This window comes from Serinicoccus sp. CNJ-927, assembly GCF_001942435.1.
Taxonomy (GTDB): Bacteria; Actinomycetota; Actinomycetes; order Actinomycetales; family Dermatophilaceae; genus Ornithinicoccus; species Ornithinicoccus marinus.
Genome location: NZ_MKKF01000048.1, coordinates 53,137 through 76,027, shown reverse-complemented (window position 1 = coordinate 76,027; position 22,891 = coordinate 53,137). Strand labels below are relative to the sequence as shown.

Annotated in this window: 20 protein-coding genes and 1 pseudogene; 15 read left to right on the top strand and 6 right to left on the bottom strand. The window is 73.2% G+C overall.

All coding sequences use genetic code 11. The features are described 5' to 3' along the window. The first annotated feature begins 39 nt into the window (after nt 1–39). The 4 genes from BJF86_RS12590 to BJF86_RS12575 all read left to right on the top strand — a co-directional run bounded on the left by BJF86_RS12590 (nt 40) and on the right by BJF86_RS12575 (nt 4,020). Entirely contained in the window at nt 40–933 is an 894-nt protein-coding gene (locus tag BJF86_RS12590) for a lysophospholipid acyltransferase family protein (RefSeq protein WP_075819423.1), read from the top strand. A 42-nt stretch (nt 934–975) separates the two neighbouring features. Beyond that, nucleotides 976–2,343, top strand: coding sequence for a class II 3-deoxy-7-phosphoheptulonate synthase (locus BJF86_RS12585; protein WP_083653058.1), 1,368 nt, complete (start codon nt 976–978; stop codon nt 2,341–2,343). 1 nt (nt 2,344) lies between these two features. Then, a complete protein-coding gene (locus tag BJF86_RS12580) occupies nt 2,345–3,418 on the top strand; it encodes a GntG family PLP-dependent aldolase (RefSeq protein WP_321166193.1) in 1,074 nt (357 codons plus the stop codon). A 95-nt stretch (nt 3,419–3,513) separates the two neighbouring features. Next, entirely contained in the window at nt 3,514–4,020 is a 507-nt protein-coding gene (locus tag BJF86_RS12575; RefSeq protein WP_237740013.1) for a molybdopterin-dependent oxidoreductase, read from the top strand. Nucleotides 4,021–4,070: 50 nt separating this feature from the next. Here the strand turns inward: BJF86_RS12575 and pknB are convergent, their stop codons facing one another. Both pknB and BJF86_RS12565 read right to left on the bottom strand, forming a co-directional pair. Then, on the bottom strand, nt 4,071–6,047 hold the full coding sequence (gene pknB, locus BJF86_RS12570) for a Stk1 family PASTA domain-containing Ser/Thr kinase (RefSeq protein WP_075819421.1): 1,977 nt from the start codon (nt 6,045–6,047) through the stop codon (nt 4,071–4,073). 73 nt (nt 6,048–6,120) lie between these two features. Continuing rightward, nucleotides 6,121–7,188 carry a LysM peptidoglycan-binding domain-containing protein gene (locus BJF86_RS12565; RefSeq protein WP_075819419.1) on the bottom strand — a complete coding sequence of 356 codons (1,068 nt, stop codon included), beginning with the start codon at nt 7,186–7,188 and terminating at the stop codon, nt 6,121–6,123. A 159-nt stretch (nt 7,189–7,347) separates the two neighbouring features. Here BJF86_RS12565 and BJF86_RS12560 point away from each other — a divergent pair, with 159 nt between their 5' ends. Next, nucleotides 7,348–7,704 (top strand): Rv2175c family DNA-binding protein, encoded by a 357-nt coding sequence (locus BJF86_RS12560; RefSeq protein ID WP_237768212.1) that lies wholly within the window; start codon nt 7,348–7,350, stop codon nt 7,702–7,704. A 19-nt stretch (nt 7,705–7,723) separates the two neighbouring features. Here BJF86_RS12560 and BJF86_RS19030 read toward each other — a convergent pair whose 3' ends face one another. Continuing rightward, nucleotides 7,724–7,993: a hypothetical protein gene (locus tag BJF86_RS19030; RefSeq protein WP_237768211.1), complete on the bottom strand. Its 270-nt coding sequence runs from the start codon at nt 7,991–7,993 to the stop codon at nt 7,724–7,726. A 92-nt stretch (nt 7,994–8,085) separates the two neighbouring features. After that, a pseudogene (locus tag BJF86_RS19025) lies at nt 8,086–8,703 on the bottom strand (polyprenyl synthetase family protein); the annotation flags it as partial. Between the two features lie 420 nt (nt 8,704–9,123). Between BJF86_RS19025 and BJF86_RS12550 the strand changes: the two are divergent. From BJF86_RS12550 to BJF86_RS12510, 9 genes are all read left to right on the top strand, one after another. Next, a complete protein-coding gene (locus tag BJF86_RS12550) occupies nt 9,124–9,501 on the top strand; it encodes a DUF6504 family protein (protein ID WP_075819415.1) in 378 nt (125 codons plus the stop codon). 125 nt (nt 9,502–9,626) lie between these two features. Beyond that, the gene (locus BJF86_RS12545) at nt 9,627–10,058 is read left to right on the top strand and encodes an SAV_6107 family HEPN domain-containing protein (protein WP_075819413.1); all 432 of its coding nucleotides are present in this window, start codon (nt 9,627–9,629) and stop codon (nt 10,056–10,058) included. 5 nt (nt 10,059–10,063) lie between these two features. After that, entirely contained in the window at nt 10,064–14,113 is a 4,050-nt protein-coding gene (locus tag BJF86_RS12540) for a DNA polymerase III subunit alpha (RefSeq protein ID WP_075819601.1), read from the top strand. Between the two features lie 14 nt (nt 14,114–14,127). Next, nucleotides 14,128–15,273: a DNA polymerase IV gene (dinB, locus tag BJF86_RS12535; protein WP_075819599.1), complete on the top strand. Its 1,146-nt coding sequence runs from the start codon at nt 14,128–14,130 to the stop codon at nt 15,271–15,273. Nucleotides 15,274–15,550: 277 nt separating this feature from the next. After that, nucleotides 15,551–16,012, top strand: coding sequence for a DUF3040 domain-containing protein (locus BJF86_RS18410; protein WP_022924750.1), 462 nt, complete (start codon nt 15,551–15,553; stop codon nt 16,010–16,012). After that, on the top strand, nt 15,982–16,626 hold the full coding sequence (sigK, locus tag BJF86_RS18405) for an ECF RNA polymerase sigma factor SigK (RefSeq protein ID WP_143553832.1): 645 nt from the start codon (nt 15,982–15,984) through the stop codon (nt 16,624–16,626). Before BJF86_RS18410 ends, sigK begins: the two co-directional genes overlap by 31 nt. Continuing rightward, entirely contained in the window at nt 16,623–17,411 is a 789-nt protein-coding gene (locus BJF86_RS12520) for an anti-sigma factor (protein ID WP_075819411.1), read from the top strand. The genes sigK and BJF86_RS12520 overlap by 4 nt, the downstream gene beginning before the upstream one ends. A 164-nt stretch (nt 17,412–17,575) precedes the next feature. Beyond that, nucleotides 17,576–18,340 (top strand): CHRD domain-containing protein, encoded by a 765-nt coding sequence (locus tag BJF86_RS12515; RefSeq protein ID WP_022924747.1) that lies wholly within the window; start codon nt 17,576–17,578, stop codon nt 18,338–18,340. 1 nt (nt 18,341) lies between these two features. Next, complete coding sequence (locus tag BJF86_RS12510) at nt 18,342–19,121, top strand: class F sortase (protein ID WP_075819409.1); 780 nt, start codon at nt 18,342–18,344, stop codon at nt 19,119–19,121. Nucleotides 19,122–19,215: 94 nt separating this feature from the next. Here the strand turns inward: BJF86_RS12510 and BJF86_RS12505 are convergent, their stop codons facing one another. Further along, on the bottom strand, nt 19,216–19,704 hold the full coding sequence (locus BJF86_RS12505; protein WP_075815560.1) for a DUF456 domain-containing protein: 489 nt from the start codon (nt 19,702–19,704) through the stop codon (nt 19,216–19,218). Between the two features lie 103 nt (nt 19,705–19,807). Further along, nucleotides 19,808–20,023 carry a hypothetical protein gene (locus BJF86_RS12500; RefSeq protein ID WP_075815562.1) on the bottom strand — a complete coding sequence of 72 codons (216 nt, stop codon included), beginning with the start codon at nt 20,021–20,023 and terminating at the stop codon, nt 19,808–19,810. Nucleotides 20,024–20,208: 185 nt separating this feature from the next. Between BJF86_RS12500 and BJF86_RS12495 the strand changes: the two genes are divergently transcribed. Then, a complete protein-coding gene (locus tag BJF86_RS12495; RefSeq protein WP_187344392.1) occupies nt 20,209–22,320 on the top strand; it encodes a DNA gyrase/topoisomerase IV subunit B in 2,112 nt (703 codons plus the stop codon). Nucleotides 22,321–22,891 lie beyond the last annotated feature (571 nt).

The following is a 22,891-nucleotide window of genomic DNA, read 5'->3' as shown; positions in this document are numbered from 1 at the left end:
AGCCCGACCCACGGCGACGACGCCACCAGGAGGACCACGTTGATCTACTGGATCCTCAAGCACTTCGTCGTCGGGCCGCCGATCAGGGTGATCTTCCGTCCCTGGATCGAGGGTCGCCAGCACGTCCCGGAGCAGGGCGCGGCCATCCTGGCCAGCAACCACCTGTCCTTCTCCGACTCGATCTTCCTCCCGCTCATGGTCCACCGGCGCATCACCTTCCCCGCCAAGATGGAGTACTTCACCGGCACCGGGGTCAAGGGGTGGCTGACCAAGCTGTTCTTCACGTCCACCGGGCAGATCCCCATCGACCGCTCCGGCGGGTCGGCGTCCATGGCCGCCCTCGAGCAGGGCCTCGAGGTGCTGCGGCGCGGCGAGCTCTTCGGCATCTACCCCGAGGGCACCCGCAGCCCGGACGGCAAGCTCTACCGCGGCAAGACCGGGATGGCGCGGATGGCGCTGGAGGCCGACGTGCCGATCATCCCCTGCGCCATGATCGACACCGACAAGGCGCAGCCCACGGGGCAGCGCATCCCCAACGTCGTGCAGGTCGGGGTGCGCATCGGCCGGCCCATGCACTTCCCGGAGCACGCCGGCCGCAGCGAGGACCACGCCGTCCTGCGGCAGATCACCGACGAGGTGATGGCCGAGCTGCAGCGGCTCTCCGGCCAGGAGTACGTCGACGAGTACGCCGCCACCGTCAAGGAGCGGCTGACCGCGCGCGCCCGCGCCGGGGTCGAGCAGGCCCGGGTCGGCATCGAGCACGCCGCGGAGCGGGCCCGCGAGGGACTGGAGCACGCGGGGGAGCGCGCCAAGGAAGGCCTGGGGCAGGCCAAGGACGACCTCGCCGACGCCACCGGACGGGCCCGGGAGAACCTCGCCGAGCGGCGGGCACGCCGGCATACCGACTCCGAGCTGGCGCCGCCGCAGGACTGACGCCGCGTCAGACGACCCCAAGCCGTCTCCTACGATGGTGCGGTGAGCATCGACCTCAGCGGACTGGCCACCTCGGGCGGCCATGACATCGACTGGCCCGACCTGCCGGCCCGGCAGCAGCCGACCTGGGACGACACGGCGGCCCTGGCCCAGACCCTGTCGGTGCTCTCCACCTATCCGCCGCTCGTCTTCGCCGGTGAGTGCGACCAGCTGCGCCAGCGGATGGCTGCGGTCGCGGCCGGGGACGCCTTCACGCTCCAGGGCGGCGACTGCGCCGAGACGCTCGCGGACGTCACCGGTCCCAACATCCGGGACCGGATCAAGACGATCCTGCAGATGGCGGTGGTGCTCACCTACGGCGCCGGGCTGCCGATCGTCAAGGTCGGGCGGATGGCGGGCCAGTTCGCCAAGCCGCGCAGCGCCGACACCGAGACCCGCGACGGCGTCACCCTGCCCGCCTACCGCGGCGACATGGTCAACGGCTTCGAGTTCACCCCGGAGGCCCGCCGACCCGACCCCGAGCGGCTGCTGCGCTGCTACCACGCGAGCTCGGCCACCTTGAACCTCGTGCGCGGCTTCACCAGCGGCGGCTTCGCCGACCTGCGCAGCGTGCACGCCTGGAACAAGGGCTTCCTGACCGGGCCCGCGCAGGCGCGCTACGAGCAGATGGCGGGGCACATCGACCGGGCGGTGCGCTTCCTGGAGGCCTCGGGGGTCGCCGACGCCGAGGAGATGCGGCGCGTCGAGTTCTACTCCGCGCACGAGGCGCTGGTGCTGGACTACGAGCGCCCCATGGTCCGGCGCGACCACCGCACCGGGCTGCTCTACGACACCTCCAGCCACCTGGTCTGGGTGGGGGAGCGGACCCGCGACCTGGACGGCGCGCACATCGACTTCGTCTCCCGGATCCAGAACCCCGTCGCGGTGAAGCTCGGCCCGACCGCCGACCGGGAGACCGTCCTCGCACTCATGGACCGGATCGACCCCGACCGCACCCCGGGACGGCTCACCTTCATCACCCGGATGGGTGCCGGGCAGATCCGGGACGTCCTGCCCTCCCTGCTCGGCTCGCTCGGCGAGGACGCGCGCCGGGTCGCGTGGGTGTGCGACCCCATGCACGGCAACACCTTCACCTCGCCCAGCGGCTTCAAGACCCGCCGCTTCGAGGACGTCGTGGACGAGGTGCGCGGCTTCTTCGAGGCGCACGCGGAGGCCGGGACGCACCCCGGCGGCATCCACGTGGAGCTGACCGGCAACGACGTCACCGAGTGCGTCGGCGGCACCACCCCGGTCGACCTGGACGACCTGGGCCTGCGCTACGAGACGCTGTGCGACCCGCGGCTCAACCACCAGCAGAGCCTGGAGCTGGCCTTCGTCGTGGCCGAGATGCTGGAGCGGGGCGGGCGCTGAGGTGGGCGACCGACAGGGGATGGTCGCCGACCTGCGCTCGGACACCCTGACCCGTCCGACGCCCGGCATGCGGGCCGCCATGCTCGAGGCCGAGGTGGGCGACGACGTCTACGGCGAGGACCCCACCGTCGCCGAGCTCGAGGAGCAGGTCGCGCGGCTGCTCGGCCACGAGGCCGCGCTGTTCATGCCCACCGGCTCCATGGCCAACCAGGTCGGGCTGCGGCTGCACGCGGGACCGGGGCAGGAGGTCATCAGCGACCACCTCGCGCACGTGCTGCGCGCCGAGCTGGGCGCGGCGGCGGCATACTCCGGCATCACGACGCGCAGCTGGGTGGCCGAGCGTGGGCGCCTGGACGTCGAGACGGCACTGCGCGTGATGGTGCCCGACGGCGGCGCCTACCAGGTCAGCACGGCCTGCGTCGTGGTCGAGAACACCCACAACTTCGGGGGCGGCACGGTCCAGCCGCTGCCCGAGCTGCAGCGGCTGCGGCAGCGGACGCAGGAGGCCGGGGTCGGCGTCCACCTGGACGGCGCCCGGCTGTGGAACGCGCACGTCGCCACCGGGGTGGCGCTCGCCGACTACGGCGCCTGCGCCGACACCGTCTCGGTCTGCCTCTCCAAGGGTCTCGGTGCCCCGGTCGGGTCGGTGCTGGCCGCCTCGGCGGAGCAGATCGGGCAGGCCCGGATCCTGCGCAAGCGGATGGGCGGCGGGATGCGCCAGGTCGGGATGCTCGCCGCCGCCGGACGGTATGCCCTCGAGCACCAGCTGGACCGCCTCGCCGAGGACCACCGGCGCGCGGCCGAGGTCGCCGCCGCAGTCGGTGAGCAGCTTCCCGAGGTGGTCGACCCCGCTACGGTGGAGACCAACATCCTCGTGCTCGACGTCGGCGCGGCCGGCTGGTCGGCCGCCGACTTCATGACGCGGGTCGGCGACCGCGGGGTGCACGGCTACCCGACCGACGCCCGGCACGCCCGCTTCGTGTGGCACCTCGACGTCGACGACGCCATGACCGGGCATACCGCCGACGTCCTGGTCGCGGTGCTCGGGGAGCGGCGGACCGGCGCGGGGTCGTGACGACGCCGGTGGGTCGGTCCGGTCGTGACCCGGGCCGCGGGCTGCCGCCCGGACAGCGCGCGACCCGGACGTGGCGCGCGTCCCACTACGGTCGGGTGCCGACCCTCGAGGCCGAGGGCTGGACGCTGCGCGTGGGTGGTGAGACGCTGGACGGCGGGGTGCGGGTGCTGACCTGGGAGGACCTGGCGGACCTGCCCGACGTCGAGGTCGAGGCCGACCTGCACTGCGTGGACCGGCACAGCGTGACCGGGCTGCGGTGGGGCGGCGTCCGGATGCGCGACGTCCTGGCCCTGGCCCCGCCGGCACCAGGGTCGGAGCACGTGCTCCTGGCCGCGGTGCGCGGCTACGCCGCCGCGGTGCACCTGGAGGAGCTGCGCCACCCCGACGCGCTGCTGGCGCACAGCGTCGACGGCGAGCCGCTCAGCCCGGAGCACGGGTGGCCGGCCCGGGTCGTGCTGCCGCACCTCTACGGCTTCAAGGGACCCAAGTGGGTGGTCGAGGCGACCTACCACCGTGAGCCGCAGCAGGGATGGTGGGAGTCGCACGGCTACCACCCGCGTGGCCGGGTGGCCCGGGAGGAACGCTTCGCGCACCAGGACTGAACGGGGGCTGGGATGTGGCTGACGACCCCGGGCGGCGCCGACCGAGCGGACTACACCACGACGAGCACGATCTCGGTGCCGGTCGGCACCTCCTCGCCGGGCTCGACCGACTGCTCCCGGACGGTGCCGAAGAACCCTCCGCGCACGTCCTCCCGTCGCACGACCAGGCCGAGCTCGGCGAGCTCCTCCTCGGCGGTGGAGAACTGACGCCCGACGACCTGCGGGACGGTGACCAGCTCGGGCCCCTGGGAGAGGGTGATCGTCACCGTGCTCCCGCGCTCCACCTGCCCGGCCGAGGGTGACTGGCTGACCACGGATCCCTCCGGGACCTCGTCGTCGAAGGCCTGCTCCGGTGACACGGTCACGCTGAGGCCCGCCTCGCGCAGGGCGGACACCGCCTCCTCCTCGGTCCGGCCGGTCACCTCGGGCACCTCGACCGGCGCCGGACCGTCGCTGATCACCACGTCCACGGCAGCACCGGGGGGCAGGGGGTCGCCGGCCGCGGGCGAGGTGCGCAGGACCCGACCCTCCGGCTCGGACTCGTGGTGCTCCCGGCTCTGCTCGCCGAGCTCGAGGTTCGCGGCGAGCAGCGCCTCCGTGGCGGACTCCAGGGTGAGGCCGGCCAGCGGTGGCACGTCGTAGCGCTCCGGGCCCTGCGAGACCACGAGCGGCACGTCCGTGCCGTGCCGCACCTGGGTGCCGGGCTCCTGCTCGGCGGAGATCACCGTCCCGGACGGCACGTCCTCGGAGTAGGCGTAGCTGATGACCGGGTCCAGCTGCTCGGCGTCGAGCAGCGAGCGTGCCTCGTCCTCCGGGAGGTCGACCACCTGCGGCATGGCCGAGTGGACGCCGGGGCCCTCCAGCAGCCACCAGGCGGCATACCCGCCGCCGCCGAGGAGCAGCACGAACAGCAGCGCCAGGACGACCCCGCCCCGACGCCGGGGTCGCGCGCGCTGCTCGCCCGGCGTCCTGGCATCCGCCCGCCTCGGCGTCGGCGTGCGGTTGCCGGTCGTGCGGGCGTAGTGCCCCTCGCCCCGGGCGGCGGCCAACGGCAGCTTCGTGGTCGAGCCGGCGCCACCACCGACCGCCTGGGTCAGGTCCCCGGCGCCCGACCCGGCGCCCGACCCGGCGGCCGGTGCCTGCGGCGCTGCGGGGACCCGGTCCAGCTCGGTGTCGGAGAGCTCGCGGATGACGGCCCGCAGCTGCACCAGGAGCGCCGACGCGTCCTGGGGGCGGTCCGCCGGGTCGGTGGCGGCGACCCGCAGGATCAGCTCCTCCACCGGCTCGGGCAGGCCGGGCACGACGTCGCCGGCCCGCGGCACCGCGCCGTGCACGTGCTCATAGGCCACCCGCAGCGGATCGCCGCCGGGGAAGGCCTTGCGCCCGGTGACCAGCTCGAAGAGCAGCAGGCCGACGGCATACACGTCGGCCCGGGCGTCGACGGCCCCGTGCTCCACCTGCTCCGGCGCGAGATAGGCGGCGGTGCCCCACAGCATCTCGGTGGTCGCCCGCTGGCCGGCCGCCGAGACCGCCCGGGCGAGACCGAAGTCCGCGACCTTGACCCCGCTCTCGCGGCCACCGGCCAGCAGGACGTTCTCGGGCTTGATGTCGCGGTGGACGAGCCCGTGCCGGTGGGCCTCCGCCAGCGCCTCGGCCACCGGGAGCAGGAGCGCCATGGCCCGTCGCGTCGACAGCGGTGCGTGGTCGCTGACGACGTCGCGCAGCGTCGGCCCCTCGACGAGCTCCATGGCGAGGAAGACGAGGTCCCCGTCCTCACCCTGGTCGTAGACCCCGACCACGTGCGGGTGGGAGAGCCGGGCGGCGGCGCGTGCCTCGGCGACGAAGCGCCGGACGAAGGAGTCGTCATCGGCCAGGTCCGGGCGCATCACCTTGAGCGCCACCGGCCGGTCCAGCCGCAGGTCCCGGGCCCGGTAGACCGTCGCCATCCCCCCGCGGGCGAGCTCGGCCTCCACCTGGTAACGACCGTCGATGACGCGGTCGTGGAGGGTGGGGGTCGGGGCACTCACGTGCCGAGTCTACGGAGCGGGGCGGCCGGACCGTGGGACGTGACCGGCCCGGGTATGCCGCCCTCGGGGGCGCTCAGAGGGTCGTCTGGAAGTACGTGATGTTGCGGACGTACTGCCGGGTGTCGGCGAACAGACCGTGCTGGCGCACGCTCGCCAGGCCCTGGTAGTAGCCGCCGATCGCCTCGTCGGTGGTGTCGGCGGACCGCAGGAGGGTGCGCATGATGACGACACCGGCGGTCACGTTGTCCTCCGGGTCGAGCAGGTTGAGCTCGCGCCCCACCAGGCCGGAGGCCCACTGCCCGGAGCTGGGGATCACCTGCATCGCACCGATCGCGTTGGCCGGCGAGACGGCCCGGTGGTTCCAGCCCGACTCCTGGTAGGACAGGGCCAGCATGAGGGTCGGGTCGACCCCGTGGCGCTCGCTCGTCCGCACGATGAGCTCGCGCACGGCCGCGCGGCTCGGGACCTCCGTCCCCGCCAGGTAGTCGCGGTTGGCGGCGGCCGACCGGGCGATCCCGTCGCCGTAGCGGTAGTGCAGGAAGGTGTCCGGCACCGCCTCGCCGGCGCGGTGGTCACCGATGGTCGTCTCGTCGTAGGGCCGGTCGAGGGGCTCGGGGCGGCTGCGGTCCGCCTCCGCTGCCGCGCCGCCCAGCCTGAGCTCCTGACCGGGGTAGATGAGGCGGGTGTCCTGCAGGTCGTTGGCGCGGGCGATGTCGGCCACGCTCACCCCGTGCCGGGCGGCGATGTCGGTGAGGGTGTCACCGCCGCGGACCGTGACCGTGCCGCCCGAGGAGGCGCCGCCAGAGGAGGCGCTGCCGCCCTTCTCGCTCCCGGACGAGGGTGCCGGGGCCGACGCGGCGGGTGCGACGTCGGTGTCTCCGCCGACCGGTATGCGCAGCCGGGCGCCGGGCATGATCCAGCGGCCGCCGTCGGGCAGGGAGTTGGCACGGACGAGCGCGCGCGGGCTCACGTCGTAGCGGGCCGCGATGTCGTAGACCGTGTCGCCTGCAGTCACGGTATGGGTGGTCTCCCGCGTCGCCGGGAGGACGGCGAGGGGAGCGGTGGCGTGCACGCCGGTGGGCGCGACGTAGGCGTGGGTGGGCAGGTCTCCGGGCGGCAGTGCGGCGAAGAGAGGGCTCACGTCGTGCTCCTCCGAGAGTGGCGGGTGAGGGGGCAGGGACTGCTGTGGCCGTCGTGGTCGACGGGGACATCGTGACCAGTGGGGCACAAGGGACAGTACCCGGCCGCTGCCGATCACGCCACTGTCCCAGCGTGTCGCTGCATATGGTTGACTGTCCCTGTGCTAAGTGACACCGATGTAGTTCCAGAGTGGCTCGCCGTCCCGGACGTGATGGAGCGCACCGGCGCGACGCTGCAGGCGGTGCGGCGGTGGCTGCAGGAGCGGGACGTGGTGGGGGTGCGTCGCGGCCCGGACCGGGTGGTGATGATGCCCGCCACCTTCTTCGTCGACGACGGTCCGCTGCCGACGTTGCGCGGCACCATCACGGTGCTCGGCGACGGCGGGCACAGCGACGAGGAGATCGTCGCCTGGCTCCACGCCCCGGACGACACGCTGCCGGGCGGCAGCGCGATCGCCTCCCTGCACGCCGGGGCGAAGACCGAGGTGCGACGCCGCGCCCAGGAGGAGGCCTTCTAGGTCCGTCGGGGAGAGCCGGTCAGACGGCGCGGTCGGTGCACACGCCGACGAGGTCGCGCAGCGCCTGCGTGCCCTCGTCGGTGAGGCCGGGGGTCTGGTCGAGGGCCTGCAGCGCCCGGTCGGCGCCGTCGCTGATGAGCTCCTCGGTGCGCTGCAGGGCGGTGGACCGGACGAGCACCTCGCGCAGGGACTGCACCGCTTCTTCGTCGAGGTCCGGGTCGCCGAGGGAAGCCTCGACCAGGGCGACCCCGTCGGGATCGGCGTGGGCGAGGGCATACGCGACGAGCACGGTGTGCTTGCCCTCGCGCAGGTCGTCGCCGGCGGCTTGCCGGTCTGCCCGGGGTCGCCGAAGACGCCGAGGACGTCGTCGCGGAGCTGGAAGGCCTCGCCGAGCGCAGCGCCGTAGCGGGCCAGGCCCGCGCGGGTCGCCGGGGAGGCGCCGGCGGCGTCCGCGCCGATGAGAAGGGGCTGCTCGACGGAGTAGCGGGCGCTCTTGTGCCGGATGACGGTGCGGCACCGCTCCAGCCGTGCGGCGAGATCGAGGTCGCGCCACCCGCGTGCCCCCTCGAGGATGTCGAGGAACTGGCCGCCCATGAGCTGGGTGCGCATCCGGTCGAACTCGGGCCGGGCGCGCTGCAGGGCGGCGGCCGGCAGCCCGCTCGTCGCGAAGGCCTCGTCGGTCCAGTTGAGACAGAGGTCGCCGGCCAGGATCGCCGCCGCGTGACCGAAGCGCTGCGCGTCCCCGGACCACTCCTGCTGCTGGTGCCACGTGCCGAAGGTGCGGTGCGCCGCGGGCCGGCCACGGCGCAGGTCGCTGTTGTCCATGACGTCGTCGTGCAGGAGCGCTGCCGCCTGGAAGATCTCCATCGCGCTGGCGGCGCGGACCACCCCGGGGCCGTCCGGCTGCCCCAGGGCGCGCCATCCCCAGTAGAGGAACGCCGCCCGGAGCCGTTTCCCGCCGGAGAGGAGGTCGGCGACGGCGTCCACCAGGGGGGTCATCGGGGGGCCGAGCCCGGCGAGCACCTCGCGCTGCCGCACGAGGTGCTCGTCCAGGGCCTGCTGCACGCGGGGGCGGAGGTCCACGCCGTCCAGGACGTGCATCGCGAGTCCTCCTGTGCCTGACCGGGTGGCCGATGGGTGGGCCGGGAGGGCGGTAGGCCCGGCGGGTCGCCCTGCCCCCGAGCCTAGCCGCTGCGCCGGGCGGTCCGGGTCGCCCCCTCCTGCGACCCGGACCTGCCGACGGATCCATGGTGCTGCGGGTGCCCGGGTGGGCGCAGAAGTTGTCCACAAGCGCCACGGGGAGGGGTTGAGTCTGTCGGGGGCGAGTCGTACATTTGTCTCCATGGATCGAACACAAGTTCGATCCGTGGGTCGTCCCGTGACCGATCGGTCGCCCCGTCGTCCGCGAGGAGGAGCAGCATGAGCAGGAGCTATCAGGAGCTGGTCGAGGTGAGGACCGGCGCCGCGGGCGAGCACGGGGTCCGGCTGGAGGGGGCCGTGGCGCCGGACCCCGACGGCGGGTGCCCGCAGGTCCCCACCGTCTTCCTCTGGCGGGGACGGGTGCACCTCGTGCGCGCGGTGCTGAGCCGATGGACCCAGCGGGTGCCGTGGTGGCGTGGCGAGGACGGGCGGGAGGACGCCCGGGCCTCGGCGGACCCGGCGGGTGGGAGCACCGGCGCGACAGAGCTGGAGCGGGTGGTCTGGCGGGTGGAGGCCGGTGCCGGGAAGGCGTCCGGGACGGGGGTCTACGACCTGGTGCAGGGCGGCCGGTGGTGGCTGGAACGGGTCGCCGACTGACGAGGCCGGCCGGAGCCAGGAGCGCGCGACGAGGGCACGAGCACGACGAAGCACGAACGACGCAGCCAGACGACGAAGCCAGACGACGAAGCCAGACGACGAAGGACGACGGAGAGGACGACGAGATGACGGTCATCGAGACGGGGGTCACGGCCGGGGCCGTGCTGGACCTGCTGGAGCGCTCGCGGGGGGTGCTCCTGGAGGCGTGCCACAGCGGCACCGCCGCCGAGCGCTACACCTGTGCCCACCTGGCCGCGCTGCGGGCCGGGGCGGCGTTGCTGGCCGCCCGCACGACACCGGTGCCGCGCAGCCGCCCGCGCAGCGTCTGGGAGGTGCTGCCCTCGGTCGCGCCGGAGCTGACCGAGTGGGCCGCGTTCTTCGCCGCGTCCGGTCGGCGACGGGTCGCCCTGGAGCGTGGTGCCGGCAGCGTCACCGCCCGGGACGCCGACGACCTGGTCCGGGCGGGGGAGCGCTTCCTGGAGCTGGTGCGGGCCTCGCTGCACCTGCCGTGCGAGGCGCCGGTGCATGCCGAGCTGGCCCCGCTGGGTCACGGGTGAGCCCGGTGGCCGGAGCCGGTGACGACTTCGTCCATCTCCACGTCTCCTCCAGCGCCTCGATGCGCTACGGCGCGTCCCACCCGGCCGAGCTGGTGGCCCGGGCCGCCGAGCTGGGGCAGTCGGCGTTGGCGCTGACCGACCGTGACGGCCTCTACGGCGCGGTGCGCTTCGTCCGGGCCTGCGGCGAGGCCGGGATCGCGCCGGTGCTGGGGGTGGACCTCGCCCTGGCGGGTTCGCCGCCCGGGCCGGGAGGACAGACCCGCCCCCCCGGCGTCGACCGCAGCCCGTTCGTCACCGGGCTCCGGGAGCAGGAGCAGCAGGACCTTCGGCGGGTGGCTCCCGGCCGCGGCTGGGGCGAGGGACCGGATGCCCGGCCGGAGCGCCGGGGCCCCCGCAGCCCGGTCAAGGGCGGGACGCTGGTCGACGACCAGCAACCGAGGGTCGTGCTCCTCGCACGCGGCCAGCGCGGTGGCGCCGAGGCAGGGGCGGGGTGGGCCAGGCTGTGCCGTCTGGTCACCCAGACGCACCTGTCGGGCGAACGCTCCGTGCCCCGGGTCACGCCCGAGCTGATCGCCCGGGCGGTGACCGCCACGGCCGGGGTGGCCCCCGTCGTGCTGCTGCTCGGCCCGGACTCCGACGTGGGCAGGGCGCTGCTGGCGCGCCGCCGGGACCTGGCCAGGCAGCTGCTCACGGGGTGGGCCCGGCTGCTCCCGCCGGGGGCGGTGCGGGTCGAGGTGGTCTGCCACGGCGGTCCCGACGGCACGCCGGGCAGCCTGGCGCACGCCACGGCCACCTGGGCGCTGGCCCGTGAGGCGGGCATTCCCGCGGTGCTCACGGCCGCGGTGCGGCACGCCCGTCCCGACCAGGCCAGGGTGGTGGACGTGCTCGACGCCGCCCGGCGGCGGGTGGCGCTCGACGAGCGCCATCTGGACCGGGTCAGCAGCGCCGGTCACCTGGCGACGACCGCCGCCATGCACGGGCTGGCCCGCCAGCTCGAGCACGCCGCCGGGCCGGGGGCCCGCGCCGAGGAGCTGCTGCGGGAGACGCTGGAACTGGCCGCGGCCTGCCACCAGGACGCCCGGTCCGACCTCGGCATCGGAGCGGTCCATCTGCCCGAGCCCGAGGTGCTGGGGGTGCAGGGCGTCGGGCAGGCCCACCAGGTCCTCACCGAGCGCTGCACGCAGGCCGTCACCACGCGATATCCCGGTGCGGGGGCCTCGTCCCGGCGCAGGATCCACGAGCGGCTCGAGGACGAGCTGGGTGTCATCGCCGGCCTGGGCTACCCGACCTACTTCCTCACGGTCGCCCAGGTGTGCGACCTGATCCGGGACAACGGCGTGCGGGTGGCCGCCCGCGGGTCGGGGGCCGGGAGCCTGGTCACCTACCTGCTGGGCGTCAGCGGTGTCGACCCGCTGGAGCACGGCCTGCTCATGGAGCGTTTCTGCTCGCCGCTGCGCGCCCAGCTGCCGGACATCGACATCGACGTCGAGTCCGCCCGCCGCACCGAGCTCTACGAACGCATCCTGGAACGCTTCGGCTCCGAGCGGGTGACCTGCGTGTCGATGACCGAGACCTACCGGGTGCGGCACGCCGTGCGGGACGTCGCCGCCACGCTGGGGATGCCGCCGGGCGAGATCGACGTCATCGCCAAGGCCTTCCCGCACATCCGCGCCCGGGACGCGCGCTCAGCGGTCCGGGACCTGCCCGAGCTGCGCCGTCAGGGGCTGGACGCCCCCCGGATGCAGCTGCTCATGGAGCTGGTGGAGTCGCTGGACGGTCTGCCCCGACACCTCGCGATGCACCCGTGCGGTGTGGTCCTGTCCGACACCGGGCTGCTCGACCGGACCCCGGTCGAGTCCAGCTGGCTGGGTTTCCCGATGAGCCAGTTCGACAAGGACGACGTCGAGGAGCTCGGCCTGCTCAAGCTCGACGTGCTGGGCATCCGGATGCAGTCGGCGATGACGCACGCCCTGGACGAGGTCGCGCGGGTCGACGGCGTGCAGATCGACCTGGACGACCGGACCCAGGTGCCGCTCGACGACCCGGACACCTTCGCCCTGATCCAGTCCACCCGGACCCTCGGCTGCTTCCAGATCGAGTCGCCCGGGCAGCGGGAGCTGGTCGGCAAGTTCGCCCCGGAGACCTTCGCCGACATCATCATCGACATCTCGCTCTTCCGTCCCGGGCCGGTGAAGTCCGACATGATCCGACCCTTCCTGCACGCGCGGCAGGGGTGGGGCGAGCCGGAGTACCTCCACCCCAGCCTGGTGCCCTGCCTGGAGGAGACGTGCGGGGTGGTGGTCTTCCACGAGCAGGTGCTGCAGATCGTCGCCCGGACCACCGGGGTGTCCCTGGCCCAGGCCGACGAGGTGCGCCGGGCCATGGGCAGCCCGGCGGGGCAGGACGAGGTGGAGGTGTGGTGGCGCGCGGCGGCCGCGGCACGGGGCTACCGCCCGGGGGAGGTGGACCGGATCTGGGAGGTGCTGGCGGCCTTCGCCTCCTTCGGCTTCTGCAAGGCCCACGCGGCGGCCTTCGCGCTCCCGACCTACCAGTCGGCCTGGCTCAAGACGCACCACACGGCGGCCTTCCTCGCCGGCGTCCTCACGCACGACCCGGGGATGTATCCCAAGCGCCTCATCCTGGACGAGGCCAGGACGATGGGGGTCCACGTGCTCGGGCTCGACGTCAACGCCTCGGGCGCGGCCTACCAGGTCGAACGCGTGGACCCCTCCGGCTCGGGCGAGGACGACCCGCCCGACCAGGAGGCGGGTGGCCGGGGCGGCTTCGGTCCTCTCGACGCCACCGTGCGGCCGGCCACGGCGCAGGGCACGCTGCGGCGGGCGCCCGACCGGGTCGACGCGACGATGCGGCTGATCGAGCGCCGGGCGGGTGGCTACGGCATCCGGCTGTCCCTGTCCGACGTCAAGGGGATCAGCGAGGACGAGGTCTCGCGGATCGTCGCCGGCCAGCCCTACGACTCCCTGGCCGACCTGTGGCACCGGGCCCGCCCCAGCCGCCCGACGGCAGAGCGGCTGGTGCTCGCCGGGGGGTTCGACGAGCTGCACCGGGTCGGACGGCGTGCCCCTCGCCCCGCACGTCCCGGTGCCCGGGCGGGGACGGCGACCGGGCGGGTGGGTCTCACCCGGCGCGACCTGATGCTGCACGTGCGTGACCTGGAGCGCTGGTCCCGCCACGCCGTCAGCGGTCGCGGCCGCGCCGGTGCTGCGCGGCACCGCCCGGCTCCCGCCCTCGGCGCCGGGGAGGTGGCGGCGCGGGCGGAGGGCCAGGCGGTCGGGCGCCGGTCCTGGCACCAGACCTCCGCCTCCGCGACCACGCAGCTGACGCTGCAGCTCGGCGACGACCCCGCACCGCTCGTCGGCAGCGGCCTGCCGGAGATGAGCGGGTCCGAGCAGCTGCGGGCCGAGCTGGAGGTGCTCGGCATGGACGTCAGCCAGCACGTGGTGGCCGGCTTCGGTCCGATGCTGGCCGACCTCGGGGTGACCCGGTCCCGGGACCTGCTCTCCTACCGTGGCGGTGCCGAGGTGCTCGTGGCCGGTGCCAAGGTGGCGACCCAGACCCCGCCGGTGCGATCCGGGAGGCGGGTGGTCTTCCTCACCGTGGACGACGGCAGCGGACCGGCGGACGCCACCTTCTTCGAGGACGTCCAGGGTCCCTACGCCGCGACCGTGTTCCACTCCTGGCTGCTCATGGTGCGTGGTGTGGTGCGCCGCACCGGTCCGCGCGGGGTGTCGATCAGGGCGACCGCGGCCTGGGAGCTGGGGGAGGTCGCCCAGGCCTGGGAGTTCGGTGGTCGCACCGCGGCGCTCGAGGTGATGGAGCAGGCCGAGCGCACCGCCCGGCTCCTGGCGCAGGAGGCGGAGGACGCCTCGCGGCGGGCCTCGGAGAAGGCCGGTGCCCCGGCGGGCCGCCGGGTGCTGCTGCACGCCTCCGGCTTCGCCCAGTCGCCGTATGCCGACGTCGCGCCCGCGGGCGAGGCGACCCGGCAGCCGGGCACCAAGCTGTGGCACTCCAGCCCGGGGAGCCCGGGGTGGTGAGTCGCGGGTGGGTGATGCACGTCGACATGGACGCCTTCTACGCCGCGGTCTCGCTGCTGGAGAGGCCGGACCTGCGCGGCCTGCCGGTGGTGGTCGGTGGAGGCTGGCGCAGCGTGGTGCTCGCGGCGACCTACGAGGCCCGGGCCTACGGCGTGCGGTCCGGCATCCCCATGGCCACCGCACGCCGGCTGTGCCCGCCGCTGGTCGTGGTCCGGCCCGACCCGGACAGCTATGCCCGGGTCTCCGAGGCGGTGATGGCGATCTTCGCCGAGGTCACCCCCCAGGTCGAGCCGGTCTCGATGGAGGAGGCCTTCCTCGACCTCTCCGCGACCGGACGACGCTGGGGAGGTCCGGAGCGGATCGGCGGCTGGATCCGCGACACCGTGGCCGACGAGCAGGGGATCACCTGCTCGGTCGGCGCCGCCCCCTCCAAGGCCGTCGCCAAGATGGCCTCCCGGGCCGCCAAGCCGGACGGCATGCGGGTGGTCGCCCGCGAGGAGGTCGTCCCCTTCCTGCACCCGATGCCGGTGGGTGCGCTGTGGGGGGTGGGAGAGTCCACCGAGGCCGAGCTGCACCGGCTGGGCCTGCACACGGTGGCCCAGCTGGCCCACGTGCCCGTGACGACGCTGCGCCGCGCCTTCGGCGAGCAGTCCGGCGCGCGGCTGCACACCCTGGCCTGGGGGATCGACGAGGACCCGGTCGTGCCGCAGCGCCGGGAGCGCAGCGTGGGGTCCTCGGAGACCTTCAGCCACGACGTGGACGACCCGGACCTCGTCCGCCGGCAGCTGCTGCACCTCGCCGAGCGGACGGCCAGCCGCATGCGCCATGCCGGGGTGCTGGGCCGCACCGTGGTGCTCACGGTGCGCTTCTCCGACTTCACCACCATCACCCGGTCCCGCACCGTCGCCGTCCCCACCGACGTCACCCGTGAGGTGCACGGCACCGCCTGCGCGCTGTATGCCGCGATGGGGCTGCAGCGTGCCCGGATCCGCATGCTCGGGGTGCGGGTCGAGGGCATCACGGAAGCCGGGCAGACGCCGGTCCAGGGCAGGCTCGACGAACCGGAGCGGGGCTGGCGCGAGGCCGAGCGCGCCGCCGACCGGGCGGTTGCCCGGTTCGGGCAGCAGGCGGTGCGCCCGGCCAGCCTGCTGTGCCGGTGAGCGGCCGCCCGGGCCGGCGCCGGACGGGCGACGCGGACCGTGCACCAGACCAGCCTGCTGCGCTGCCGGAGGACCACGCGGAGCGTGCGTCGGACCAGCCTGCTCCGCTGCCGGACGGCCACGCATACCCTCTGCCAGGAGGACCTCCGGCCCCGCCGACCCGGTCCGGGGAACTCCGGGTAGTGCTCGACTCGTTCACGTCTTATCCTGGAGATCAGGACCATGGCGTCGGTCTCCGTGTCACCGACCGAACGACCGATGACTCGCACCACCGGAGGTGAACGTGCCGCTCTCAGACCACGAGCAGCGTGTGCTCGAACAGATGGAGCAGGCCCTTTATGCCGAGGACCCCCGCCTCGCGAGCCAGCTCAAGCGCCCCGCGTCCGGCGGAGCAGCTGGCGGGCTGGACCGGCGGCGGCTCGTCCTGGGAGTCATCGGCGCTCTCGCCGGGCTGGCCCTGGTGGTCATCGGCGTGATGTCCTCCATGATCTGGGTCGGCGCCCTGGGCTTCCTCGCGATGGTGCTGGGTGGTGCCTGGGCCGCCTCCCCGGCCCGCACCGGCTCCACCAAGGGTGCGGGGTCAGGCCGGCTGGGCGTCGTCGGCAAGGACGGGACGGTCCGCAAGCCCGGCACCACGGGTCCCGCCTCCGGATCCGGCCGGAAGAAGAACCCCCGGTCCGGCTCCTTCATGGAGCGGATGGAGCAGCAGTGGGACCGGCGACGGGAGCAGGGTCTCTGACCTCCGGCACCTCAGACCACGACCCGGGCCCTGCCCGGGTCGTCGACGTTTCCGGGGGCGAGCGCCCGGACCTGGCCCTCCTGGTGGGTCGGGTCGCCGACGGTGACCAGACCGCACTGGCGCAGGTCTACGACCTCATCGCGCCGCGCGTGTTCGGTCTGGCCCTGCGCGTCCTGCGCGACCGGAACCTGGCCGAGGAGGTCGTCCAGGACGTCTTCCTGCAGCTCTGGCGCCAGGCGGGCGAGGTCGACCCGGCCCGTGGCTCGCCCCTGGGGTGGATCCTGACGCTGACCCACCGTCGGGCGGTGGACCGGGTGCGTTCGGAGCAGGCGCAATCCGATCGGCTGGACCACTACGAATCCCAGCAGACGACACCGCCCTACGACGCGACCGCCGAGGAGGCGGTCGAGCGGATGGAGGCGACCAGGGTGCGCACGGCACTGGACCGGATCGGTGAGCCGCACCGGACCACCGTGGCCCTGGCCTACTTCTCCGGACTCACGCACCGCGAGGTGGCTGAGCGCATGGACATCCCCCTGGGGACGGCCAAGACGCGGATCCGGGACGGGTTGAGGAAGGTGCGCAGGGAGCTGGACGGAGGTGAGCAGGGATGACCGAGGGTGAGATGCACGACCTGGCCGCGGCCTACGCCGTCGACGCCGTCGACCCCCAGGAGCGAGCCGCGTTCGAGGCCCATCTGGAGGGGTGCGAGCAGTGCCGTCGTGAGGTCCAGGACCTCCGGGAGGCGACGGTCCTGCTGACCGAGGACCTCGAGGTGGAGCCGCCCTCACAGCTGCGTGCGAGCGTGCTCGACATGGTCGCCGCGGAGGCGCAGGGCCGGCCGCAGGACAGCACCCAGCCCGGGACGCAGGGAGATCCTGTCAAGGGCGGCACGGGGCAGGATGCCGGTGCCGAGGTCACGTCGCTGGCCGGCCGTCGTGAGGCCGCCCGGGAGCGTCGCGGCCCCAGACCGGGTCGATGGCTGGCGGCTGCTGCCGCCGCGGTGGTGCTGGCGGGCGGTGTCTGGGGTCTGACGCAGGCGCTGGACCGGGATCCGGCGACGCAGGTCCTGCAGGCGCAGGACGCTGCCGAGCGCACCGCCGACACCGCCGACGGTCCGGTGGCCGTCGTCGTGTCCGCCGCCGAGGGTCAGGCCGTGGTGCGCTTACCGAGCGGGTTCGCCGCGCCCCAGGCGGGCAGCGTCTACCAGGCCTGGTTCGTGGGCGCCGACGGCACGGCACGTTCCGCGGGGGTGCTCGAGCCCGAGATGCTCGAGGAGGGCCAGGCCCTGCTCGAGGGGTCCCCCGACGGCGCCGTGGCGGTCGGGCTCACCGTCGAGCCCGAGGGCGGTTCGGCGCAGCCCACGACCGATCCCTTCGTCGTCGTCCCGCTCACCTGAGCCGAGCGACGCCGCAGTGCCAATGTCGACCAGGGCGGCGTCGCGGGCTCTGATGTGATGTGCCTCACATCGGCAATCCGGCTGTCGAGGTGCTCCGAATCCTCTGCGTACCCCTCGTCGCGGCACACGGTCGCGGCGGTACGCGATAGAAGGAGTGACCCTCGATGAAGAAGATCACCACAGCCATGGCCGCCCTGGCCGCCCCCGCCCTCGTCGCGATGAGCGCCGCTCCCGCCCTGGCGGACCACGAGAACCAGACGGTCGAGCTCATGACCACGCTGGGTGAGCTCAACGACTCCGGCGCCTCGGGCGAGGCCTGGGCCAAGGTGACCGGCAACGAGGTGTGGATCAAGGTCGAGGCCCAGGGTCTGCTGGACGGGTCCCCGCACGCCCAGCACATCCACATCGGCGGGGCGGGCGAGTGCCCGGACCCGAACATGGAGGGCAGCGGCTACGAGGGTGCGATCCGCACCACGGACGCCATCGACAGCTACGGCGCCGTCCGGGTATCGCTGACCGGGAACGACGCCGACACCTCCGAGGCCGCCGCGCTGGACGTGGCCAACTTCCCGGCGGAGGGCAGCTACACCTACGAGCGGACCTTCGAGGTGCCCAACGAGGTCGGCCAGGCGCTGCACCGTGGTGAGGGCGTCGTCGTGATCCACGGCGTCGACCACAACGGCTCCGGCGAGTACGACGGGGAGCAGATGTCCGACCTGGACGACAGCCTTCCCTCGGAGGCCACCGACCCGGCCGCCTGCGGCGCCTTCGAGATGGGCCAGATGAGCGCCCCCGGTGGCGGCGTGGAGACCGGTGGTGGCAGCACGACCGGGATGGAGAACGCCGGCATGATCGCGGGCGGCGCGCTGCTCGCCGCGGCCGGTGCGGGTGCCTTCGCGCTCAACCAGCGCCGCCGGACCGACAGCTGACATGTCGCCCGAGCGCACCGACCAGGGCCGTGGGGGCCTCGCCCTCGCGGCCCTGGCCGTGCTCGCTGTCATCGTCGGCGTGATCGTCGTCGGCGTCGGGTTCGGCACGCAGCGGCCCGACCCGCCCTCGCCCACGCCGGCCACCGCGCAGCAGACCGCTCCGGAGCAGGACGGCGCCGCGGCCACGCAGGACCCCGACAGCGACGCCGCGCCGACCACGGCGGAGCCTGAGGCCTCGGACGAGGCCGCGGGTGCGGTGCCGGGTCCCGAGGAGTCGGACGAGCAGGACGGGTCCGACGCCGAGCGGACCGTCGAGGGCCTGGAGCCCTCGGAGCCGGTGGAGGTGCGCATACCCTCCATCTCGGTCACCAGCCCGTTGCACGCCCTCGGTCTCGCCGACGACGGCACCCTGGAGGTGCCCAGTGGCGATCGCTACCACGAGGCCGCGTGGTACGACGGGTCACCCACGCCCGGAGAGGTCGGGCCGACCGTCATCGAGGGGCACGTGACCGGTGCCGGAGGCATCGAGTCGATCTTCTTCGAGCTCGGCGCCCTGGAGCCCGGCGACACCGCCGAGGTGGACCGCGAGGACGGCCGGACGGTGACCTACGAGGTCTACCGCGTCGACCAGTTCCCCAAGGACGAGTTCCCGACGGTCGACGTCTACGGGCCGACGGACGAGCCGGAGCTGCGGCTCATCACCTGTGGCGGTGAGTTCGACGAGTCCACGGGACACCACGAGGACAACACCGTCGCGTATGCCCGGATGGTCGAGGGCTGACCGGTCGCAACGACCCGATCACAGGCAGGACCCACGAACCACGTCCTCCGGTGCCGTCCGCAGGGAGACAGGCACCGGAGGGCGTCTCTCGTGCTCACGAGGGGGTGAGCACCAACGCGCTCACGACGAACATCGCGATCAGCGCGAAGGCGGTCGCCAGCTCGATGAGGATGTTGAGGCCGACCGCCCGCAGCGCCAGCCGGGTGTGGCGCAGCGCCTCACGGCGGTCCTTCGTCCGGACCAGGGAGACGAGGAAGATCCCGAGCGGGAAGCCCAGGAAGAGGCCCACGACCGGGATGACGAACCCCAGGACGAGGGCGCAGAGCACGCCGATGACGAGAGTCGAGGTGCGGACCCCGGCGCGGCGCATGTGCTGACCGGGGACGGCCCACTGCAGCGCGACGCCGAGCGCGTAGACCAGCGCTGAGAGCGCGAAGACCACCCACCCCAGCGTGCTCTGCTGCGTCAGGGCCCACATGAGGGACCCCACGAGCACGACGAGCAGCCCGGGCAGGATCGGGATGACGACGCCGACGACACCGATCGCCATCAGCACCAGGATGAGGATCTCGGCGGGCTCCATGGCGCCGATTCTGCCCGACGCAGCACGACGCCCGCCCGGCAGTGCCGGGCGGGCGTCCGTGGTGGGTGGCGGGAGCCGTCGAGTCGTCGACGGAGCGGGGGACTCAGACCGCGGGAGTCTCCTCCTGCTCCAGCCGGTGCGTCTCGTCCAGGATGTGGACGTCGTCCACCGCGCGCAGCTTGTCGAGGTGCTCACGCCCGTGGTGGGCGCAGAAGTGCAGCTCCAGGCCGTCCCCGAGGCGGGCCCGGACGTAGGCCTGCGCCCCGCAGCGGTCGCAGCGGTCGGCGGCGGTCAGTTCAGGGGTCAGAGTGGCGTTCACGGCGGTCTCCTCTCCAAAAGGCCAACCAACGGTTGGTCGTCACAGTCAAACATGCCAACGTCGTCCGGCCCCGTCTTTGTGCCCTGGTCGGCGCGGGTTTCGCTCTGCGCGTAAGCCGGTCCTGACCAGCAGCAGCGCGCCGCGCCTCCCGGGGCCTGTCGGCGCCCCGCGCTAGCCTGCCGGTCGTGACCACTCAGGACTACTCCGCCCGCCACCTGCAGGTCCTCGAAGGCCTGGAGGCGGTGCGCAAGCGCCCGGGGATGTATGTCGGGTCGACCGACGCCCGGGGGCTGATGCACTGCCTGTGGGAGATCATCGACAACGCGGTCGACGAGGCGCTGGGCGGGCACGGCGACCGGATCGAGGTGCTCCTGCACCGCGACGGATCGGTCGAGGTCCGGGACCGGGCGCGGGGCATACCGGTCGACATCGAGCCCCGCACCGGGCTCTCGGGGGTCGAGGTGGTCTTCACCAAGCTGCACGCGGGCGGCAAGTTCGGCGGCGGCTCCTACGCCGCCTCTGGAGGGCTGCACGGCGTGGGGGCCTCGGTGGTCAACGCGCTGTCCGCCCGGCTGGACGTCGAGGTGGACCGCGCAGGCAAGACCTACGGCATGAGCTTCCGGCGCGGCGAGCCCGGGACCTTCGACGACGCCGGGGGCAGCCCGGACCCGAACGCCGCGTTCACACCGTTCGAGCGCAGCAGCGACCTCGCCGTCGTGGGCAAGGCCAGACGCGGGGTCACCGGCACCCGGGTGCGCTACTGGGCCGACCCGCAGATCTTCCTGGCCCAGGCGCAGTTCGCCTACGACGAGCTCGTCGCCCGGGCCCGCCAGACCGCCTTCCTCGTCCCCGGGCTCACCATGGTCATCCGCGACGAGCGCCGCCTCGCGGGGACGCCGGGCGCGGACGGGCCCGCGGAGGAGACGTTCGCCTACTCCGGCGGCATCGCGGAGTATGCCGAGTACCTCGCGGCCGACGCCGCGGTCACCGACGTCTGGCGGCTGCAGGGGTCGGGCAGCTTCACCGAGACCGTGCCGATGCTCGACGAGCTGGGCCACATGGTCTCGCGGGAGATCGAGCGCGAGTGCGAGGTGGACGTCGCGCTGCGCTGGGGGACCGGCTACGACACCACGGTGCGCAGCTTCGTCAACATCATCACCACGCCCAAGGGCGGCACCCACCTGGCCGGCTTCGAGCAGGCGCTGATGAAGGTCTTCCGCAAACAGCTCGAGACCAACGCCCGCAAGCTCAAGGTCGGCAACGACAAGGTGGAGAAGGACGACATCCTCGCCGGCCTGACCGCCGTCGTGACGGTCCGTCTCCCCGAGCCGCAGTTCGAGGGGCAGACCAAGGAGGTGCTGGGCACCAGCGCGGTGCGCACGATCGTGTCCCGCACCGTGGAGAAGGCCCTGACCGAGCGGCTCACGAGCACCCACCGCGGCGACAAGGCCCAGGCCTCGCTGCTGCTGGAGAAGGTCGTCGCCGAGATGAAGTCGCGCATCTCGGCGCGGCTGCACAAGGAGACGCAGCGCCGCAAGAACGCCTTGGAGTCCAGCTCGCTGCCCGCCAAGCTGGCGGACTGCCGCAGCAACGACACCGAGCGCTCCGAGCTCTTCCTCGTCGAGGGGGACAGCGCCCTGGGCACCGCCAAGCTCGCCAGGAGCAGCGACCACCAGGCGTTGCTGCCGCTGCGCGGCAAGATCCTCAACGTGCAGAAGGCCTCGGTCCAGGACATGCTGTCCAACGCCGAGTGCGCGGCGATCATCCAGGTCATCGGGGCCGGCTCGGGACGGTCCTTCGACCTCGACCTGGTGCGCTACGGCAAGGTCATCATCATGACCGACGCGGACGTCGACGGCGCCCACATCCGGACGCTCCTGCTCACCCTGTTCTTCCGCTACATGAGACCGCTGGTCGAGGCGGGGCGGGTGTATGCCGCGATGCCGCCGCTGCACCGGATCGAGGTCGCCGGTGGCCGGGGGAAGGGCCGGGAGCGGGAGTTCGTCTACACCTACACCGAGGCGGAGATGCGCCGCACGGTCGCGGGGCTGGAGAAGAAGGGCCGCACGGTCAAGCAGCCCATGCAGCGATACAAGGGCCTGGGGGAGATGGACGCCGACCAGCTGGCCGAGACCACCATGGACCCGAGGCACCGGACGCTGCGGCGGATCACGCTGGCCGACGCCGCACGGGCGGACGAGGTCTTCGACCTGCTCATGGGGTCCTCGGTCGCGCCCCGCAAGGACTTCATCGTCGACTCGGCCCACGACCTGGACCGTGAACGGATCGACGCCTAACGGTGCCCCACGTATGGGTGTGCCCGCTCAAGCTCGTGATAGAAATACGCGAATGAAGGTAGGGTGAGGAGCGGCTCGAAGTTCTCGATGCGCTCGGCCACTGACACACGGCGCTCAACTAGTCTTTGACGGAAGACTTTCTGTCTGCGTCCAGTCGCACCGTGTGCCTCGAGTAGCAGATTTTCGAGCACCAACTTCGGATCTGCAAGATTCTCCAACTGCGATAGTTTAGGAACGGTTGGAGTAGCTGATGGGTCACCCGCCGCCAGTGCTATTGCTGCAGGCTCCACCAGTAACCAAGCCTCGCTCATGCGGACAGGAATGCACCTTGCAATACCTGTCAAGTCAATACCGTCAAACTCGCTGGCGCGAGACTCGAGTGTGGAGGACTCCGCATCCCGGTGCAGTATGAGCAACTGTGACCCATCCGTGCGCGAGGCAACGAAATCAGCGATTGAACCTTTCCGCTTCAGGAACGTCGGCTCAACAATGTCCGTATCTGGTGAAATACGATGTAGTGCCCAGAGAGCTATCGGGACTAGCGCTCGGTCTGTCCCGCCGTCGCACGCAA

Bases quoted from the DNA above. Each gene is read 5' to 3' on its own strand.
- BJF86_RS12550 (WP_075819415.1), top strand. From the start codon at position 9,124: ATGAGCAGGAGCTATCAGGAGCTGGTCGAGGTGAGGACCGGCGCCGCG.
- BJF86_RS12545 (WP_075819413.1), top strand. From the start codon at position 9,627: ATGACGGTCATCGAGACGGGGGTCACGGCCGGGGCCGTGCTGGACCTG.
- dinB (WP_075819599.1), top strand. From the start codon at position 14,128: ATGCACGTCGACATGGACGCCTTCTACGCCGCGGTCTCGCTGCTGGAG.
- BJF86_RS12520 (WP_075819411.1), top strand. From the start codon at position 16,623: ATGACCGAGGGTGAGATGCACGACCTGGCCGCGGCCTACGCCGTCGAC.
- BJF86_RS12515 (WP_022924747.1), top strand. From the start codon at position 17,576: ATGAAGAAGATCACCACAGCCATGGCCGCCCTGGCCGCCCCCGCCCTC.
- BJF86_RS12510 (WP_075819409.1), top strand. From the start codon at position 18,342: ATGTCGCCCGAGCGCACCGACCAGGGCCGTGGGGGCCTCGCCCTCGCG.
- BJF86_RS12505 (WP_075815560.1), bottom strand. From the start codon at position 19,704: ATGGAGCCCGCCGAGATCCTCATCCTGGTGCTGATGGCGATCGGTGTC.